Source organism: Streptomyces sp. NBC_00670 (assembly GCF_036226765.1).
Lineage (GTDB): Bacteria > Actinomycetota > Actinomycetes > Streptomycetales > Streptomycetaceae > Streptomyces.
In genome coordinates, this window is the sequence record NZ_CP109017.1 from 5,275,994 (window position 1) to 5,295,427 (window position 19,434).

The 19,434-nt window shown below is 71.9% G+C and carries 13 protein-coding genes; 10 read left to right on the forward strand and 3 right to left on the reverse strand.

From position 1 onward, the window contains the following. The first annotated feature begins 10 nt into the window (after positions 1 to 10). The 5 genes from OIE12_RS23585 to serA all read left to right on the forward strand — a co-directional run bounded on the left by OIE12_RS23585 (position 11) and on the right by serA (position 9,010). The gene (locus tag OIE12_RS23585; RefSeq protein ID WP_443053890.1) at positions 11 to 3,193 is read left to right on the forward strand and encodes a putative bifunctional diguanylate cyclase/phosphodiesterase; all 3,183 of its coding nucleotides are present in this window, start codon (positions 11 to 13) and stop codon (positions 3,191 to 3,193) included. 242 nt (positions 3,194 to 3,435) lie between these two features. Beyond that, on the forward strand, positions 3,436 to 5,301 hold the full coding sequence (locus OIE12_RS23590; RefSeq protein WP_329138482.1) for an acetolactate synthase large subunit: 1,866 nt from the start codon (positions 3,436 to 3,438) through the stop codon (positions 5,299 to 5,301). Positions 5,302 to 5,404: 103 nt separating this feature from the next. After that, positions 5,405 to 5,932, forward strand: coding sequence for an acetolactate synthase small subunit (gene ilvN, locus OIE12_RS23595; protein WP_030380198.1), 528 nt, complete (start codon positions 5,405 to 5,407; stop codon positions 5,930 to 5,932). Between the two features lie 183 nt (positions 5,933 to 6,115). After that, the gene (gene ilvC / locus OIE12_RS23600; protein WP_329138484.1) at positions 6,116 to 7,114 is read left to right on the forward strand and encodes a ketol-acid reductoisomerase; all 999 of its coding nucleotides are present in this window, start codon (positions 6,116 to 6,118) and stop codon (positions 7,112 to 7,114) included. Positions 7,115 to 7,420: 306 nt separating this feature from the next. Beyond that, the gene (serA, locus tag OIE12_RS23605; protein WP_030380200.1) at positions 7,421 to 9,010 is read left to right on the forward strand and encodes a phosphoglycerate dehydrogenase; all 1,590 of its coding nucleotides are present in this window, start codon (positions 7,421 to 7,423) and stop codon (positions 9,008 to 9,010) included. 296 nt (positions 9,011 to 9,306) lie between these two features. On the opposite strand, the gene OIE12_RS23610 is transcribed toward serA, so the two are convergent. Next, complete coding sequence (locus OIE12_RS23610) at positions 9,307 to 10,941, reverse strand: MFS transporter (RefSeq protein WP_329138487.1); 1,635 nt, start codon at positions 10,939 to 10,941, stop codon at positions 9,307 to 9,309. A gap of 135 nt (positions 10,942 to 11,076) precedes the next feature. Here OIE12_RS23610 and OIE12_RS23615 point away from each other — a divergent pair, with 135 nt between their 5' ends. Further along, complete coding sequence (locus OIE12_RS23615; RefSeq protein WP_329138489.1) at positions 11,077 to 11,733, forward strand: TetR/AcrR family transcriptional regulator; 657 nt, start codon at positions 11,077 to 11,079, stop codon at positions 11,731 to 11,733. A gap of 34 nt (positions 11,734 to 11,767) precedes the next feature. On the opposite strand, the gene OIE12_RS23620 is transcribed toward OIE12_RS23615, so the two are convergent. After that, positions 11,768 to 13,132 (reverse strand): PucR family transcriptional regulator, encoded by a 1,365-nt coding sequence (locus tag OIE12_RS23620; RefSeq protein ID WP_443053891.1) that lies wholly within the window; start codon positions 13,130 to 13,132, stop codon positions 11,768 to 11,770. 145 nt (positions 13,133 to 13,277) lie between these two features. Between OIE12_RS23620 and OIE12_RS23625 the strand changes: the two genes are divergently transcribed. The 3 genes from OIE12_RS23625 to OIE12_RS23635 all read left to right on the forward strand — a co-directional run bounded on the left by OIE12_RS23625 (position 13,278) and on the right by OIE12_RS23635 (position 16,544). Further along, the gene (locus OIE12_RS23625; protein ID WP_329138491.1) at positions 13,278 to 14,204 is read left to right on the forward strand and encodes a proline dehydrogenase family protein; all 927 of its coding nucleotides are present in this window, start codon (positions 13,278 to 13,280) and stop codon (positions 14,202 to 14,204) included. A 69-nt stretch (positions 14,205 to 14,273) separates the two neighbouring features. Beyond that, positions 14,274 to 15,905 (forward strand): L-glutamate gamma-semialdehyde dehydrogenase, encoded by a 1,632-nt coding sequence (gene pruA / locus OIE12_RS23630; RefSeq protein ID WP_329138493.1) that lies wholly within the window; start codon positions 14,274 to 14,276, stop codon positions 15,903 to 15,905. A gap of 510 nt (positions 15,906 to 16,415) precedes the next feature. Further along, a complete protein-coding gene (locus tag OIE12_RS23635; RefSeq protein WP_106969815.1) occupies positions 16,416 to 16,544 on the forward strand; it encodes a hypothetical protein in 129 nt (42 codons plus the stop codon). Between the two features lie 19 nt (positions 16,545 to 16,563). Here OIE12_RS23635 and OIE12_RS23640 read toward each other — a convergent pair whose 3' ends face one another. After that, positions 16,564 to 18,066: a purple acid phosphatase family protein gene (locus OIE12_RS23640; protein ID WP_329138496.1), complete on the reverse strand. Its 1,503-nt coding sequence runs from the start codon at positions 18,064 to 18,066 to the stop codon at positions 16,564 to 16,566. 147 nt (positions 18,067 to 18,213) lie between these two features. On the opposite strand from OIE12_RS23640, the gene OIE12_RS23645 reads away from it, so the two are divergent. Next, entirely contained in the window at positions 18,214 to 19,257 is a 1,044-nt protein-coding gene (locus OIE12_RS23645; protein ID WP_329138497.1) for a 3-isopropylmalate dehydrogenase, read from the forward strand. Positions 19,258 to 19,434 lie beyond the last annotated feature (177 nt).

Consider the following 19,434-nt stretch of genomic DNA (forward strand, 5'->3'; position numbering starts at 1 on the left):
GGTGGGACCGGTGAGCTCGCCCGGGGCCCTGCCGGTCCGCCGCCGGGCGCCGCGCGGCCGCCCGAGCCCGGTCCCGCAGCTGCTCCTCGCCCTGCTCTGCGGGGGATACGCCGTGGGTGCCGCGCTCGGCTGGGGCTCGCAGCGGCTCGCGCTCTTCATGGGCGACTTCGGGCTGAGCATCGCGGCGGGCGCCGCCGCCGTCTCCTGCCTGCTCCGCGCGCGCTCCCGCCGCAGCCGCTTTCGACCCGCCTGGCTGCTGTTCTCGGTCTCCTCCACCATGGCCGCCCTCGGCAACGGCGTCTGGGGCTGGTACGAGGTCGTCCTCCAACGCCCGGTGCCCAGCCCGAGTTGGGCGGACCTGTTCTTCCTGTGCTTCGCGCCGCCCGCCATCGTGGGCCTGCTGGTGCTCGCCAAACGGCCCGTGACCAGGGCCGGCTGGGTCTGCCTCGCGCTGGACGCGTGGCTGATCGGCGGCTCACTGCTCACCCTGTCGTGGAGCCTCGCGCTCGCCCAGGCCGCCCGGTTCGACGGACCGAGCGTCGCCCACACCGCGCTCTCGCTCGCCTACCCGCTGCTGGACATCGCCCTGGTGAGCATGGTCCTCGCGCTGCACTTCCGGCGCTCCGCGGTGAACCGCTCCGCCGTCAACACCGCGATCGGCGCGCTCGGCCTGACGGTCGCGTGCGACGCCTTGTTCACCTCGCCGCTGCTGCACAACGCCTACCACTCCGGCCAACTGCTCGACGCGGGCTGGTTCTCCGGCTCCCTGCTGCTCGCCTACGCCCCCTGGGTCGGCACCCGCACCGACGAGGGGTACGGCGAGGCGCACACCCGGGTGGTGCACGCCCATGTGCCGGGCGCCGGCGCACCGGCCCATGAACACACCAGGACGGGGCTGACGCAGGAGCACACCAGGACCGACGCCGTCCAGGCCCACCCCGCCGGACAGCCTTACCCCGTCGGGCAGGTCCGTCCTGCCGGGCAGGCGCACCCGCACCCGCACTCCCACCCGTATCCGTATCCGGCGGAGCCGGGCCACGGCCGGTATCCGGTCACCCGCCCTCTCACCGGCTCGCTCGCCGCGCTCACGCCCTACCTGGCCGCCGCCGTCTGCACCCTGGGGATCCTCTACAACCTCCTCGACGGCCGCAGCGTCGACCGCGTCGTGCTGCTCACCGCCGGCGCCGTCGTGCTCGCCCTCCTGGCCCGCCAGGGCATCATGCTGCGCGACAACATCACGCTCACCCACGAACTGGCCCAGAAGGAGAACCACTTCCGCTCCCTGGTGCAGGGCTCCAGCGACGTCATCATGATCGCCGCCCCCAGCGGCGTCCTGCGCTACGTCTCCCCGGCCGCCGCGGGGGTCTACGGCCGGCCCGCGGAAGAGCTGGTCGGCACCGAACTCGCCGGTCTCATCCACCCCGAGGACCTCGGCTGCGTGGTGCACGAGGTGCGCCGCTTCCTCGCCGCCAGCCCCCTGGAGGAGCCCACCACCCGCATCGAGTGCCGCTTCCGCTCCGGCGACGGCGGCTGGCTCAACGTCGAGTCCACCGTCAACCGCCACCACGGCGGCCTCATCTTCAACAGCCGGGACGTCACCGAACGCGTGCGCCTGCAGGCCCAGTTGCAGCACAACGCCGAGCACGACCCGCTCACCGACCTGCCCAACCGCGCCCTGTTCACCCGGCGCGTGCGGCAGGCGCTCTCCGGCCGCCGCGCCTCGGACCGCGGCCCCGCCCTGCGCGGCACGGCGGTGCTCTTCATCGACCTGGACGGCTTCAAGGCCGTCAACGACACCATCGGCCACCAGGCGGGGGACGAACTGCTCGTCCAGGCCGCCCGCCGGCTCCAGGACTCCCTGAGACAGGGCGACACCGCCGCCCGGCTCGGCGGGGACGAGTTCGCCGCCCTCATCACCGGCGACGGCACCCGCGACCTCGCCGCCAGGGAACGCCACATAGAAGAGCTGGCCGACCGCCTGCGCGTGGGCCTCTCACAGCCGTACACCATCGACGGCAACGATGTCCGCGTCGCCGCCTCCATCGGCGTCGCCTTCGCCGAACCCGGCCTCGGCGCGGGCGAGTTGCTGCGCAATGCCGACCTCGCCATGTACCGCGCCAAGGCGGCCGGCAAGAACCGCGTCGAGCTGTACGCGCCCCAGATGCAGCAGGACGTCGTCCGCAAGGCCGAACTGGCCGGCCGGCTGCGGGCCGCGCTGCACGACGGCGAGTTCCTGCTGCTGCACCAGCCCGTCGTGGCCCTCGCCGACGGCCGGATCTCGTCGGTCGCCGCCCAGGCCCGCTGGCGCTCCGCCCAGGGCGTGCTGTTCACCCCGGGCGAGTTCCTGCGCGTCGCCGAGGACGGCGAGCGGGCCGCCGAGCTGTACCGGCGGCTGCTAGAACGGGCCGTCACCCAGGCCGCCGAGCGCACCGCCTCCGGGATCGCCGCGCCCGTCACCGTCCGGCTGGCCGCCCGCCGGCTCCTGGACCGCACCCTGCCTCCCGGGTCCGTCGAGGGGCTGCTCACCCGGCACGGACTCGCCTCCGGTGCCCTGATCCTGGAACTGGCCGACATCGACGCCCGGGTGCCCCTGGAGGAACTGGAGCGCCGGCTCGGCGCCCTGCGCCGGCTCGGCGTACGGATCGCGCTCGACGGCGTCGGCAGCGGGCAGACGACGATCGCCGCGCTGCGCCGGCTCCCCGTCGACATCCTCCGGCTCGACCGGGGGCTGGTCGAGGGGGTCGTCGAGTCGGCCCGGCTGCACAAGATCACCAGCGGACTGCTCCGGATCGCCACCGACCTGGGGCTGCAGTCCGTGGCCGACGGGGTGGACCTGCCCGAGCAGGTCGTCACCCTGCGCGCCATGGGCTGTACCCACGGCCAGGGCCTGGTCTTCTCCGGCCCGCTGGACGAGTACCGGCTGCGCCGGGCGCTCACCCGCGGCCACTACCCGGTGCCGCACGGACCGGCCGAGCCCGTTCTCGCGGGCAGCGGCGCGGGCGTCTACGCGCACGGCCTCCCGGCGGTGCTCGGCGGCGCCGCCACGGCCGGGGCGCTCGGGGGCGCGGCGTCCGCCCTCGGCGGCACGAAGGCCGGGCTCGGCGGCGCGACGGCAAGCCTCGGCGGCACGGCCGTCCTGGGTGGCGGTACCGCCCTTCGCCCACATGATGAGACTCCCGTCCCACCCACTTGACAGTCGGTGCGCCCCAGGGAGAGGGTCAGTTCCATGCGCACCCGAATTCTCGTACTTGGACAGCGCGTCGGCTGAAGCTGGGCCCGACCGGACCACCCGGAATCCCCAGCGACCGCACCCGGCGCGCTCCCCTCGCTTGCCTCCTGGCACGAGGGGTTTTTTGTTGCACAGGCACCAGCCGCACCGCAGTTGAAGTCCGCACAAACCTCGCAAAAACCCTCAGCATCGAGAAGAGAATGCCGATGACCGAGCAGGCCTCCGGGGCCCACCATCCGCAGCCGCGGCCCCGTTCCTCCGGACAGCAGCCGTCCGCCCCCGAGCAGGTGACGGGCGCGCAGTCCCTCATCCGCTCGCTCGAGGAGGTCGGCGCCGACACGGTATTCGGCATTCCCGGCGGCACGATCCTTCCGGCGTACGACCCGATGATGGACTCCACCAAGGTCCGCCACGTCCTGGTCCGCCACGAGCAGGGCGCCGGCCACGCGGCCACCGGCTACGCGCAGGCCACCGGCAAGGTCGGCGTCTGCATGGCGACCTCGGGCCCCGGCGCCACCAACCTGGTCACCCCGCTGGCCGACGCCAACCTGGACTCCGTCCCGCTGGTCGCGATCACCGGTCAGGTGGCGTCCTCCGCGATCGGCACGGACGCCTTCCAGGAGGCGGACATCGTCGGCATCAGCATGCCGATCACCAAGCACAGCTGGCTGGTCACCAACGCCGACGACATCCCGCGGATGATCGCCCAGGCGTTCCACGTCGCCTCCACCGGCCGCCCCGGCCCGGTCCTGGTCGACATCCCCAAGGACATCCTCCAGGCGAAGACCACCTTCTCCTGGCCGCCGGTCATGGACCTGCCCGGCTACCGCCCGGTCACCAAGCCGCACGCCAAGCAGATCCGCGAGGCGGCCAAGCTGATCACCGCCGCCAAGCGGCCCGTCCTCTACGTCGGCGGCGGCGTCATCAAGGCCAAGGCCACCGCCGAGCTGAAGGTCCTCGCCGAGCTCACCGGAGCCCCCGTCACCACCACCCTGATGGGGCTCGGCGCGTTCCCGGACAGCCACCCGCTGCACGTGGGAATGCCCGGCATGCACGGCAGCGTCACCGCCGTCACCGCGCTGCAGAAGGCCGACCTGATCGTCGCCCTCGGCGCCCGCTTCGACGACCGCGTCACCGGCAAGCTGGACAGCTTCGCCCCGCACGCCAAGGTCGTCCACGCCGACATCGACCCCGCCGAGATCGGCAAGAACCGCGTCGCCGACGTGCCGATCGTCGGCGACGCCCGCGAGGTCCTCGCCGACTTGATCCAGGCCGTCCAGAAGGAGCACGCCGACGGCCAGCAGGGCGAGGCCGCCAGGTCCAGGTACGCAGCCTGGTGGAAGGACCTCAACCGCTGGCGCGAGACCTACCCGCTCGGCTACGACCAGCCCGCGGACGGCTCGCTCTCCCCGCAAGCGGTCATCGAGCGCATCGGACAGCTCGCTCCCGAGGACACGATCTTCACGGCGGGCGTCGGCCAGCACCAGATGTGGTCCGCGCACTTCATCAAGTACGAGCAGCCCGCCACCTGGCTCAACTCCGGCGGCGCCGGAACCATGGGCTACGCGGTCCCGGCCGCGATGGGCGCCAAGGCCGGACAGCCCGGCCGCACGGTCTGGGCCATCGACGGCGACGGCTGCTTCCAGATGACCAACCAGGAACTCACCACCTGCGCCCTGAACAACATCCCGATCAAGGTCGCCATCATCAACAACGGCGCCCTGGGGATGGTCCGCCAGTGGCAGACCCTGTTCTACAACCAGCGGTACTCCAACACGGTCCTGCACTCGGGTCCGGACGACGTCAACCCGGAGGCCAAGGGCACCCGCGTCCCCGACTTCGTCAAGCTGTCGGAGGCCATGGGCTGCTACGCCATCCGCTGCGAGCGCCCCGAGGACCTGGACAAGGTCATCGAGGAGGCCAACTCGGTCAACGACCGCCCCGTGGTCGTGGACTTCATCGTCCACGAGGACGCCATGGTGTGGCCGATGGTCGCCGCCGGCACCTCCAACGACGAGATCATGGCCGCCCGGGACGTCCGCCCCGACTTCGGCGACAACGAGGACGACTGAGAGCCCCGGAGAGCTTCGGGTCACCCCGCGCGTCACCCGCACGGCACCCGCGCGCACACGCGAACTCAGCGGACTTCAGGGACTTCAGGAAGGTACGCCCGTCATGTCCACCAAGCACACGCTCTCGGTCCTGGTCGAGAACACCCCCGGCATCCTGGCCCGGATCGCCGCGCTCTTCTCCCGCCGCGGCTTCAACATCGACTCGCTCGCCGTCGGCGTCACCGAACACCCCGACATCTCCCGCATCACCATCGTGGTGAGCGTCGAGGACCTGCCGCTCGAACAGGTGACCAAGCAGCTCAACAAGCTCGTCAACGTGCTCAAGATCGTCGAGCTGGAGCCGGCCCAGGCCGTCCAGCGCGAACTGGTCCTGGTCAAGGTGCGCGCCGACAACGAGACGCGCTCCCAGATCACCGAGATCGTCCAGCTCTTCCGCGCCAAGACCGTCGACGTCTCCCCGGAGGCCGTCACCATCGAGGCCACCGGCTCCAGCGACAAGCTGACCGCCATGCTCCGGATGCTGGAGCAGTACGGCATCAAGGAGCTGGTCCAGTCCGGCACCATCGCCATCGGCCGCGGCGCCCGCTCGATCACCGACCGCTCGCTGCGCGCGCTCGACCGCTCGGCCTGACGCCCCGCCAGGCCCGCCCCGGGCGGCCGGAACGACCGGCCGCCCGCACCGGCGGTACCCGCGGGCAGTGGCCCGGTACCACTTGCCCGCCGCGCCGCCCGCATTACGAGACCCCCCGGCTTCCCGCCCCCGCACCGGCATACGGTGGGACGCAACACCCGCACACCAAGGAGTGAACCGAAAGTGGCCGAGCTGTTCTACGACGCTGACGCCGACCTGTCCATCATCCAGGGCCGCAAGGTCGCGGTCATCGGTTACGGCAGCCAGGGCCACGCCCACGCGCTGTCGCTGCGTGACTCGGGTGTCGACGTCCGTGTCGGTCTGCACGAGGGTTCGAAGTCCAAGGCCAAGGCCGAGGAGCAGGGCCTGCGCGTGGTCAGCCCCGCCGAGGCGGCCGCCGAGGCCGACGTCATCATGATCCTCGTGCCGGACCCGATCCAGGCCCAGGTCTACGAGGAGCACATCGCCCCGAACCTGAACGACGGCGACGCGCTGTTCTTCGGCCACGGCCTGAACATCCGCTACGGCTTCATCAAGCCCCCGGCCGGCGTCGACGTGTGCATGGTCGCCCCCAAGGGCCCGGGCCACCTGGTGCGCCGTCAGTACGAGGAGGGCCGCGGCGTTCCCTGTATCGTCGCCGTCGAGCAGGACGCCTCCGGCAACGGCTTCGCGCTGGCCCTGTCGTACGCCAAGGGCATCGGCGGCACCCGCGCCGGCGTCATCAAGACGACCTTCACCGAGGAGACCGAGACCGACCTGTTCGGCGAGCAGGCCGTGCTCTGCGGCGGCACCGCGGCCCTGGTCAAGGCGGGCTTCGAGACGTTGACCGAGGCGGGCTACCAGCCGGAGATCGCCTACTTCGAGTGCATGCACGAGCTGAAGCTCATCGTCGACCTCATGTACGAGGGCGGCCTGGAGAAGATGCGCTGGTCCATCTCGGAGACCGCCGAGTGGGGCGACTACGTCACCGGCCCGCGGATCATCACCGACGCCACCAAGGCCGAGATGAAGAAGGTCCTCGCCGAGATCCAGGACGGCTCGTTCGCCAAGAACTGGATGGACGAGTACCACGGCGGTCTGAAGAAGTACAACGAGTACAAGCAGCAGGACTCCGAGCACCTGCTCGAGACCACCGGCAAGGAGCTGCGCAAGCTCATGAGCTGGGTCAACGAGGACGCGTAAGCCCTCGGGGAGCGATCGGGGCGGGGCGGCACCGCCCGGTCCCGGTCCGCTCCGGCCGGCGTCGTCCGCACGACGCCGGCCCACCCGCCCTCCCACGGACGGGTGATCCTCGTGATGAGGCGCATGACGCCCTCGCCGCGCCACTAGACTGCAGCACTAATACGCGTCAGGCCCACAGCGTCGTGCGTCTTCCACGCGGCCCAGCGACACCGGGGAAGCGCGAGCCCGCCCTTTCCCGACGCCGCTTCCCTCCCACCGCCTGCGGCCGTCGGGACGGCCGTCCGCATTGGACATGTGAGGACTCACGTGAGCTCGAAACCTGTCGTACTCATCGCCGAAGAGCTGTCGCCCGCCACCGTGGACGCGCTGGGCCCGGACTTCGAGATCCGGCACTGCAACGGGGCGGACCGGGCCGAACTGCTCCCGGCCCTCGCCGACGTCGACGCCATCCTGATCCGCTCCGCGACGAAGGTCGACGCCGAGGCCGTCGCCGCCGCCCACAAGCTCAAGGTCGTCGCCCGTGCCGGCGTGGGCCTGGACAACGTGGACGTCTCCGCCGCCACCAAGGCCGGCGTGATGGTCGTCAACGCGCCGACCTCCAACATCGTCACCGCCGCCGAGCTCGCCTGCGGTCTGATCGTCTCCACCGCGCGCAACATCCCGCAGGCCAACGCCGCGCTCAAGAACGGCGAGTGGAAGCGCAGCAAGTACACCGGTGTCGAGCTCGCCGAGAAGACGCTCGGCGTCGTCGGCCTCGGCCGCATCGGGGCGCTCGTCGCGCAGCGCATGTCCGCGTTCGGCATGAAGGTCGTCGCCTACGACCCCTACGTGCAGCCCGCCCGCGCCGCCCAGATGGGCGTCAAGGTCGTGACCCTCGACGAGCTGCTCGAGGTCTCCGACTTCATCACCGTCCACCTGCCCAAGACCCCCGAGACGCTCGGCCTCATCGGCGACGAGGCGCTGCGCAAGGTCAAGCCCAGCGTGCGCATCGTCAACGCCGCGCGCGGCGGCATCGTCGACGAGGAGGCGCTGTACGCGGCGCTGAAGGAGGGCCGGGTCGCCGGCGCCGGTCTCGACGTGTACGCCAAGGAGCCGTGCACGGACTCCCCGCTGTTCGAGCTCGACCAGGTCGTCTGCACCCCGCACCTGGGCGCCTCCACGGACGAGGCGCAGGAGAAGGCGGGCATCGCGGTCGCCAAGTCGGTGCGGCTCGCCCTCGCCGGTGAGCTCGTGCCCGACGCGGTCAACGTCCAGGGCGGCGTCATCGCCCAGGACGTCAAGCCGGGGCTGCCGCTCGCCGAGAAGCTCGGCCGCATCTTCACCGCCCTCGCGGGCGAGGTCGCGGTGCGGCTCGACGTCGAGGTGTACGGCGAGATCACCCAGCACGACGTGAAGGTGCTCGAACTGTCCGCGCTCAAGGGCGTGTTCGAGGACGTCGTCGACGAGACGGTGTCCTACGTCAACGCGCCGCTGTTCGCGCAGGAGCGCGGGGTGGAGGTGCGGCTGACCACGAGCTCCGAGGCGACCGACCACCGCAACGTCGTCGTCGTGCGGGGGACGCTCGCGGACGGCGAGGAGGTGTCGGTGTCCGGCACGCTGGCCGGGCCGAAGCACCACCAGAAGATCGTGGCGGTCGGGGAGTACGACGTCGACCTCGCGCTCGCCGACCACATGGTCGTACTGCGGTACGCCGACCGGCCGGGGGTCGTGGGCACGCTCGGGCGCGTCCTCGGCGAGGCGGGCATCAACATCGCCGGCATGCAGGTCTCCCGCGCGGTCGCCGGGGGCGAGGCGCTGGCGGTCCTCACGGTCGACGACACGGTTCCGCCGAACGTGGTCACGGAACTCGCCGCAGAGATCGGCGCGACCTCGGCCCGCTCGATCAACCTGGCCTGACCCCACCCCGGCCCCGTGCCCCGAAAGGGGCGCGGGGAACTGCGCGAGAAGCCCCACCGGCGGTCAGCCGACAACGCACCCCCGGGTCCAAGGGGCGGAGCCCCTTGAAGGGATGGGAAGGGTAGGGGCGGCGGGGGCGAAGAAAAGTGTTCTCGCCCCGGCCGCCCCTACCCTTCCCATCCCCGAGGGCTGTCGCCCCCGGACCCCGCCAGGTGGGTTCTTCGGCTGCGGGTGTGTTGTGGCTGGTCGCGCAGTTCCCCGCGCCCCTGGGGGGGGCTGTCGCCCCCAGGGCCCCGCTAGGCGGGTTCGTCGGCTGCGGAGCGTGCGTGGCTGGGCGCGCAGTTCCCCGCGCCCCTGGCGAGGTCCGGCTGGGCGTGCTCGTGCGGCGGAGCCGCAGCGGGGTGTGGGCGTGTGGCCCTCAGGGTGCGGAGGGCCAGGCAGGCCGCGGCCAGCAGGAGGACCGCTCCCGTCACCGCCGCCCCCCGCATCCCGTCCACGAACGCCCCCCGCGCCACGGCCACCAGCCCGGCCCCCGCATCCCCCGGCATCCCCTCCGCCACCGCCAACGCCCCACCCAACGTCTGCCGCGCCGCCTCCGGCGCCTCCGACCCCACCCCGTGCCGGTACACCGCCGTCCCGATCGCCCCGAGCACCGCCATCCCCAGCGCACCCCCGAACTCCGACGCCGTCTCCATCAGCGAGGACGCCGTTCCGGCCCGCTCCACCGGCGCCGCCCCCAGCGCCAGATCGGTCACCTGCGACATCACCGTGACGATCCCCGAGGCCAGCACCCCCGCCCCGGCCAGCACCACCCACAGCGAGTCCGCCCCGGCGAGCGCCAGCAGCCCGTAACCGCCCGCCGCCACCACGAACCCGCCGGCCACGACGTACGCCCTGTCCACCCCGCGTCGCACAAGCCCCGCCGCCACCGGCGCGGCCACCCCGATCAGCACCGACGGCAGCAGCGCCCACAACGCCGCCTCCAGCGCGCTCATGCCCAGCACGGACTGCAGATACTGCGTCGTGAAGAACGCCGAGCCCAGCATCGCGAACGAGGACAGCAGGTTCAGCGCCAGCGCGGGCGAGAAGCCGCGGACCCGCAGCAGCGCCGGCGGGATCATCGGCGCGGCGGCCGTACGCTGCCGGTGCACGAACAGCGCCGCGAACAGCAGCCCCACGGTCACCGACACCACGTACCGCACGTTCCATCCCTCGGTGGGAATCTCCTTCAGTCCGTAGACCACCGGCAGCACCGCCGCCAGCGACAGCGGCACGCTCACCAGGTCGAACCGGCCGGGCTCAGGACTGCGCGACTCCGGCAGCAGCAGCGGGCCGAGCAGCAGCAGCATCGCCATCGCCGGCAGGTTGACCAGGAACACCGAGCCCCACCAGAAGTACTGCACCAGCACCCCGCTCAGCACCGAGCCGAGCGCGATCCCGCCGGTCATGACCCCGGACCACAGTCCGATGGCCTTGGCCCGCTGCCCGGGGTCGGTGAACATCGTGCGCAACAGCGCCATCGTGGACGGCATCAGCGTCGCCCCGCCGAGCCCGAGCACCGCGCGCGCCGCGATCAGCGTCTCGGCGCTGTTCGCGTACGCGGCCACCAGCGAGGCCGCCCCGAAGGCCGCCGCGCCGGCCAGCAGCAGCCGGCGGCGGCCGAAGCGGTCGCCGAGGGCGCCCATCGTCATCAGCAGTCCGGCCAGGACGAAGGCGTAGATGTCGAAGATCCACAGCTGCTGGGTGCCGCTCGGCTCCAGGTCCGCGGTGATCGCGGGGATCGCGAAGTACAGGACGGAGACGTCCATGGAGACCAGCAGCAGCGGAAGCATCAGCACGCCCAGGGCGGCCCATTCGCGCCGCCCGGCCAGGGCGCCGGCGGGAGGCGAGGAGTCGCGGGTCGGGTCCGTTGGTGTCGTTGTCGGTGTCATGGCAGGGAATGTACGGGCGTCTTATACGCTTGTCTAGTACGAGTGTTCAGTACGCTTGTTTAAGACGTGCGTGCTGGACGGTCGTCTTACACGGTCGTCCTAGACGGGCGTCCGTGCGCCGATTAGGGTGACCGCATGGGACACCGCGAGGATCTGCTCGAAGGCGCCAAGCGCTGCCTGCTGGAGAAGGGGTTCGCGCGCACGACGGCGCGGGACATCGTCAAGGAGTCGGGCACCAACCTGGCGTCCATCGGCTACCACTACGGCTCCAAGGACGCGCTGCTCGCGCAGGCGTACATCGCGCTGGTCGGCGAGGTCTCCGACGCCTTCGGCGGCGGCGAACGGCTGCTCGCGGACACCGCGCCCGGCTCCCTGGAGCGGTTCGAGGCGGTGTGGTCGAACATCATCGGGACCATGCGGGAGCCCGGTTCGATGTGGCGCCTGAGCATCGAGATCGTGGCCATGGGCGACCGGCTGCCCGCGGTCCGCGACCACCTGGCGGGGGCCCAGCGGGAGGCGATGCGCGCCCTCGTGCCGCTCTTCATGGGCGGCCGGGAGGAAGACGTCCCCGAGGAGACCGTCGACTCCCTCGGCGGCTTCTACTACACGGTGATGATGGGGCTGATCGCCCACTACAACTTCGACGTCGAGAGCGCCCCCGACGCGAAGACCCTGACCGAGGGCCTGCGTCGGGTGCTCGCCGGGGTGACGGGTACGGCGGGGCCGGGGGGCCCGGCGGGCCCGAGGGATGCGGCGGGGACGGGGGAGCGGGGCGGCGCGGGGGAGGGCTGAGCACCGGCCCCGCCCCTGCCCCCGTCCCCGGCTCTCACAGCCGGCGGGACTTCAGGGCCATGTGCAGCAGCAGACGGTCCTCGCCGTCGTCCAGGTCCAGGCCGGTCAGCCGCTCCACCCGCGACAGCCGGTAGTACAGCGTCTGCCGGTGGATGCCCAGCTCCGCCGCCGCCCGCCCCGCCTGGCCGGCGAGGTCGAGGAACACCTCGGCGGTACGGGCCAGTTCGCGGTGCGCGGGGGAGAGCAGCTCGCGGACGGCGGGGTCGCGCGCCGCCTCGGGGGGCAGCGCGGTGAGCAGCCGGTACGGGCCGATGGAGGTCCAGGGGGCGACGGGCCCGAGCCGCGGCTCCGCCCCCGCGGCCCGCGCCGCCGCGACGGCCTCGCTCCAGGCGGCCCCGAGCTCACCGAGCCCGCGCCGGGGCACGGCGACCCCGGCGACGGCGGCCGGCACGGCGCCCACCGGTGCGCCCTCGTGCGCCGGCGGCCCGGCCTCCCGGCCCGCCGGCCTCCCGGCGCCGCTCGCCGGGCGCGCGGTGCCGGCGGGAGCCGCGCGTTCCAGGAGCCGGGTCGCCGCCGTCAGGGCCGGGGCCGGGGCGTCGGGGGAGCGCAGGCGGACCAGGAGGGCCAGGCTCTGGCCGGTCGTGCCCCACGGCACCGTGCACCGCGCCACCGCGCCGGGCACCGTACGCACCGAGGGGGCGTCGTCCGGGTCGGCCGACGGCCACGGGGCGACGCACACCACCGTGTGCACCGCCTCCGCCCGCTCGCCCAGCCCGGTCCGCAGCTCCGCGATCGCCATGTCCCGCTGCCAGCCGTCCGCCGCGGTCAGCACCGCCCGCAGCTCGCGGGTCAGGTCCGCGCGGTGCTGCACCTCGTCGACGAGCAGCGCGCCGATCCGGCCGGTCACCTCCATCGCCGCCGCGAGCTGCCGCTCGGTCGGGCCCGGGTCGCCGTCCAGCAGCCACACATAGCCGAGGACGACACTCCGATGGCGTACCGGCAGACAGATTCTTCCCCGGTACACCCCCGCCTCCGGGGTCGGCGGGATGCGGACGGGGCCGGTGGCCCGGGTGATGCCGAACCCCTCGAACCAGGCGCGCACGGCCGCGGTGGAGCGGCGGGTGAGGATCGAGCGGGTGCGGACGGGGTCCAGCGCGGAGGCGTCCAGCTCCTCGTCGCTGTCGTACGCGCCGAAGGCGATCAGCTCGAAGTCCCGGTTCTCCAGCGTGGCGGGGGCGCCGAGGAGTCCGGAGATCTCGTCCACGAGGTCCTGGTAGTCACCCCGGTGGTCGGCCCGGTGGTCACCTCGGTGGTCGGCCCGGTCGTCGTCCGGGCGTTCGCTTCTGTGGTCCGCCGTCACTCCCTCATTCTCCCGCAGCCCCGACCGTCCTTCATACATCTGTCTGAGATCCGGGGCACGGATGCGTGACAGCTGTCGATGGCCGGAAAACGCGGGAATCCCTAGGTTTCACGGTGGTTCCCCGTGCCGTACCCGGACCCCCCGGGCACGGCTCCTGGCGTGTGTGTTCTTGTGGAGGTGCCCCGTGCTGGGTCCCGTGATTCTCGCCGCGTCGCGCAGCGACCGACTGCGCCGGCTGGTCTCCGCCGCCCCGGTGACCCGGCCGGTCGTCGACCGGTTCATCCCCGGGGAGACCGTCGACGACATCGTGCCCGTCATCCGCGACCTCACCGGCAAGGGCCTCGCGCTCACCATGGACGTCGTCGGCGAGGACATCACGACCCCCGAGCAGGCCGCCGCCGCGCGCGACGCGTACCTGGAGCTGATCGGCCGGCTGGAGCCGCTGGAGCTCGGCGCGCGCGCCGAGATGTCCGTCAAGCTGTCGATGTTCGGCCAGTCCCTGCCCGGCGGGCACGAGCTGGCGCTCGCCAACGTCCGCCCGGTCGTCGAGGCCGCCGCCGCGATCGGCACCACCGTCACGCTGGACGCCGAGGACCACACCACCCTCGACTCGATGTTCACCGTCCACGAGGAACTGCGGCGGGACTTCCCGCAGACGGGCTGCGTCATCCAGGCGTACCTCTTCCGCACCGAGGCCGACGCCCGCCGGCTCGCCGCGAGCGGCAGCCGGGTGCGGCTGGTCAAGGGCGCGTACAAGGAGCCGGCCTCGGTCGCCTACCAGGACCGGCACGAGACCGACAAGGCGTACGTCCGCGTGCTGCGGACCCTGATGGAGGGCGAGGGGTACCCGATGGTCGGGTCGCACGACCCGCGCCTCATCTCCATCGCCCAGGAACTGGCCCGGCGCGCCGGACGCAAGCTCGACGAGTACGAGTTCCAGATGCTCTACGGCATCCGCGGCGAGGAACACCTGCGGCTGGCGGCGGAGGGCCACCGCATGCGGGTGTACACGGCGTACGGGACGGACTGGTACGGGTACTTCATGAGGCGTCTCGCCGAGAAGCCGGCCAACCTGCGGTTCTTCGTGCGGTCGATGGCCAGTAGGGGCTGAACCGCCCCCCCCACGCTTGTTTCCGCGGAACACCGCTCACCACCGCTCACACAAGGAGTTACGGACACCATGGACGCTGTGACCCGGGTCCCCGCCCCCGTCAACGAGCCGGTGCACGGCTACGCCCCCGGTTCGGCCGAGCGGGCGCGGCTCGAGGCCAGGCTGAAGGAGCTCGCCGAGAACCCGGCGGAGCTGCCCTGCACCATCGGCGGGGAGAAGCGGATGGGCGGCGGCGAGCCCTTCGACGTCGTCCAGCCGCACCGCCACAAGGCCGTGCTCGGCACGTTCCGGCACGCCACGCGGCAGGACGCGCAGGACGCCGTCGACGCGGCGCTCGCCGCCGCGCCCGGCTGGCGCGCGCTGTCCTTCGACGACCGCGCCGCCATCTTCCTGCGCGCGGCCGAGCTGCTGGCCGGCCCCTGGCGCGAGAAGCTCGCCGCCGCGACGATGCTCGGGCAGTCCAAGACCGCCCAGCAGGCCGAGATCGACAGCCCCTGCGAGCTCGTCGACTTCTGGCGCTTCAACGTGCACTACGCGCGCGGCATCCTGGCCGAGCAGCCGCCGGCCAACTCCCCGGGCGTGTGGAACCGCATGGACCACCGTCCGCTGGAGGGCTTCGTCTACGCGATCACCCCGTTCAACTTCACCGCGATCGCCGGCAACCTGCCGACCGCGCCCGCGCTGATGGGGAACGTGGTGGTGTGGAAGCCGTCGCCGACGCAGACCCTGGCCGCCGTGCTGCTCATGGAGCTGCTGGAGGAGGCGGGGCTGCCGGCGGGCGTCATCAACCTCCTCACCGGTGACGGCGTCGAGGTCTCCGAGGTCGCCCTGAACCACCGTGACCTGGCCGGGATCCACTTCACCGGGTCGACGCCGACGTTCCAGTACCTGTGGAAGACGGTCGGCAACAACATCGACACGTACCGGACGTATCCGCGGCTCGTGGGCGAGACCGGCGGCAAGGACTTCGTGGTCGCGCACCCGTCGGCGGACCGGGCGGTGCTCAAGACCGCGCTGACGCGCGGGGCCTTCGAGTACCAGGGCCAGAAGTGCAGCGCGACCTCGCGCGCGTACATCCCGGCGTCGATCTGGAACGGCGGCTTCAAGGAGGAGTTCGCGGCCGAGGTCGACCACCTGACCATGGGTGACGTGACGGATTTCGCCAACTTCGTCGGCGCGGTCATCGACGAGCGGTCGTTCGCGAAGAACAAGGCGGCGATCGACCGGGCGAAGGAGGACCCGACCTGCACGATCGTGGCGGGAGGGACGTACGACGACTCGGTGGGGTACTTCGTGCGGCCGACGGTCATCGAGTGCACGGATCCGGAGAACGAGGTGTTCCGGACGGAGTACTTCGGGCCCGTGCTCGCGGTGCACGTGTACGAGGACGAGGCGTACGACGAGATGCTGACGCAGATGGAGTCCGTGTCGGACTACGCGCTGACCGGGTCGGTCATCGCGGGCGACCGGGCGGCGGCGGCGTACACGATGGAGAAGCTGCGGTACGCGGCCGGGAACTTCTACATCAACGACAAGTCGACGGGTGCGGTCGTGGGGCAGCAGCCGTTCGGGGGTGGGCGCGCGTCGGGGACGAACGACAAGGCGGGCGCGCCGCAGAACCTGATGCGGTGGACGTCGACGCGGGCCATCAAGGAAACGCTGGTTCCGCCGACGGACTACGCGTACCCGCACATGGGCTGACGCCCGTTGTTGCCTTGGGGCGCCCCCCTTTTTTTGGTTGGGGGGCGCCCTTGGCGCGCATGGGGTGGGGTTGTGGTGTCGGGGGCGCGGGGCTGTGTTTTTTGCGCGGCTTTGCCGCGCTTCTTAGGGGCGCGGGGAACTGCGCGACCAGCCACATCGCACCCGCACCCGCCCACGAACCCACCCCCCGAGCTCTCAGGCGCCGCTCCCCCGGGGGCGAAGGGGCGGAGCCCCTGGGGGACGGGAAGGGGAGGGGCGGCGGGGGCGAGGAAAACGTCCCGCATTACCCCAGCTCAGCCCCACCCCCGTCTCAGATAGTAGGAAGCCCAAGTAATTGTGCAGACACACCGCTTTCTCTCGCCTACTTTTGTAGGAGCCGAACGTCTCGCTCGACCAAGCGAAGGGCGGCTGTGAGCCGTGCCTCACGCAGGCCACCCCTGCGGCACGCGCCCCCCGCCCCTTTTGGCGCCACGTCGCTTTTCCCACCGCTGGCTGAGGAGTCGATTCCCCATGGCCGAGACGACCACCCGCCGCCGCATCCGTCACCCCCGCACGACGGACACCGACCGCAAGAACGCCGCCGCCGCCCTCCAGCGCGCTCTCGACCGCCGGGACAACGGCGGCCAGACGGGCCACTGAGCCCTGTCACACCCCCCGTTCACCCACCCCCGCGCCGCACGGTGAAGTGGTCAATGCGCCTGCCGTTCTGGGCGAGCGCGGAGACCGTCAGCCGGGGGCGCGGCCCCGGGTCGGCCCGTACCGACAGGAACGAGAAGCCGGTGTAGCGAACCCTCGACCACTCCACCGTGTCCGCGTGCCGCTCACGCGCCCTGGTCCAGTGGAAGGTGCGCACGGCCTCCCGGTCGGCGACCGCGTTCTCGTAGCTGTCCGGCACGCCCGTCGGGAAGGAGTACAGGTCCTTCCCGCCGCCGCCCGCCGTCACGTACACGATCCCGTCCCGGGTCGGGTCCGTGTCCCCGCCGACGGGGACGACCCGCCCGACCTCGCCGTCCCGGATCGCGTCCGTGCGCTCGTAGACGTGGTTGTGCCCGTTGATCACCAGGTCCACCCGGTGCCTGGTGAACAGCGGGAGCCACGCGGCACGCACCCCGCCGTCGGACGCGTGCGTCGACGTCGAGTACGCGCAGTGGTGGAAGAAGACGACGACGAAGTCGACCGCCGGGTTCGCGCGCAGTTCGCCCAGCCGGCGCTCCAGCCACCGGGTCTGTCGGCCCTCCGTGTAGCCGAGGTTGGCCGGGATCTCGTACGACACGTCGTTGGCGTCCAGCGCGACGACGCCCACGTTGCCGTACACGAACGAGTACACCCCGGGCGCCCGGCGCGGGTCGAAGCCGCTGTCCGGCAGCGACCAGCGCGCCGCCTGGCCGCCGTTGCCGTCGGGGGAGTACCACGCCTCCATGTCGTGGTTGCCGGACGTCACCATCCAGGGAACGGACTTCGCCACCGACTCGGTCTGCGCGAGGAAGGTGTCCCAGAGCCGGGGGTCGTAGAGGTCCGTCTCCTTGCCGTGGCCGGTCGTGTCGGCGTAGCAGAGATCACCGGCGTGGAGGTGGAAGGCGGGGTTCCGGCGCAGCAGCAGCCGGTCGTTGAGCGCCGCGTGCTCGCCCACGCCCTGGTCCCCGAACGCGGTGAACGTGAACGCCTCCGGCCGCGCGGGCGCGGTACGGAAGGTGCCGAGGGTGGCGCGACGGTCCGCCGCGGCCGGGTCGAAGCCGTCGTGTCCGACGCCGTAGTGGTACGTCGTGCCGGGCGTCAGCCCGTCCAGGGCCGCGTGCACGTAGTACTGGTCCACCGCCACCCGCTCCCCGGGCACCCCCGGCGTGTGCAGCGCCCGCACCTCGGCCTCGATCCGGTGGCTCAGCTCGTCGGGCCGTACCCCGATCCGCACGAACGGCCTGTGCACGGCCAACGGCACCTGCCAGGAGATCCGCATACGGGTCCTGGGATCGCTCCCGAACGCCAGATGCCGGCCGAACGGCGCGACCACGGATCCGTGCACCGACGGCGAGGCCTTCGGCACCGGGTCCGAACTCACCGTCCCCGAACACCCCGCCAGCGCCCCACCGGCCACGGCCCCCGCGGTCACCAGAACCCGCCGCCGGGACAACCGGGCCCGCAGATACGCGTACTGCTCAGCCATGCTCAGCTCCATGACCAGAACCTTTCCCGGCGGACGTCGACATCGGGTCGTCGTACGGGTGAACGGCACATGACACGATGGGACGGCTCCCCGTCCACACTACGGACACCCCATGTCACGCTCTAAGACATGGCGTACCGTGACGCCATGTCTCGCAGCCTCAATCTCGCAGTCATCCCCGGCGACGGCATCGGCCAGGAGGTCGTGGCCGAAGGCCTCAAGGTGCTCTCCGCCGTGCTTCCGCAGGATGTGAAGCTGGAGACGAAGGAGTACGACTTCGGCGCCCGGCGCTACCACGCCACCGGTGAGACCCTCACCGACGCCGACCTCGAGCAGCTCCAGACGCACGACGCGATCCTGCTGGGCGCGATCGGCGACCCGTCCGTGCCGTCCGGTGTCCTGGAGCGCGGCTTCCTGCTCAAGCTCCGCTTCGCCTTCGACCACCACGTCAACCTGCGGCCCTCCAAGCTGCTCCCGGGCGTGCAGACCCCGCTCGCCGGCCAGCCGGAGATCGACTTCGTGGTCGTCCGCGAGGGCACCGAGGGCCCGTACACGGGCAACGGCGGCACGATTCGCAAGGGCACCCCCCAGGAGGTCGCCACCGAGGTCTCCGTCAACACGGCGTTCGGTGTCGAGCGGGTCGTGCGGGACGCCTTCGCCCGGGCGCAGGCCCGCCCGCGCAAGAAGCTCGCGCTCGTCCACAAGAACAACGTGCTCACCTTCGCGGGGCACCTGTGGACGAACATCTTCAACAAGGTGGCCGAGGAGTTCCCCGACGTCACCACCGAGTACATGCACGTGGACGCGGCGACGATCTACCTCGTCACGCAGCCCGAGCGCTTCGACGTGATCGTCACCGACAACCTCTTCGGCGACATCATCACCGACCTGGCCGCCGCCATCTCCGGCGGCATCGGGGTCGCCGCCTCCGGCAACATCAACCCGGGCGGCAGCCACCCCTCCATGTTCGAGCCGGTGCACGGCTCGGCGCCCGACATCGCGGGCCAGGGCAAGGCCGACCCGTCGGCCACCGTCCTCTCCGTCGCCCTCCTGCTGCGCCACCTCGGGTACGAGGCCGAGGCCGTGCGCATCGAGGAGGCCGTCTCCGCCGACCTCGCGGAGCGCGTCGGCGGGCCCGCCCGCTCCACCGCCGAGATCGGCGACGCCCTCGTCGCGCGAGTAGCCGGCTGACCCGGGCCACTCCACACTCCCTGAAGACAGGGACGAGAAGGCCGTCGGGTCGCATCCGCACCCGGCGGCTTTTCCATGCCCTCGCCGGGTGTCACCATCTATCCACCCTGGGCACGCCCAAGGGCCGCATGCACGCCGTTTCGTCCATTTCATCCACGGTCCTGCTCTTGCGATAAT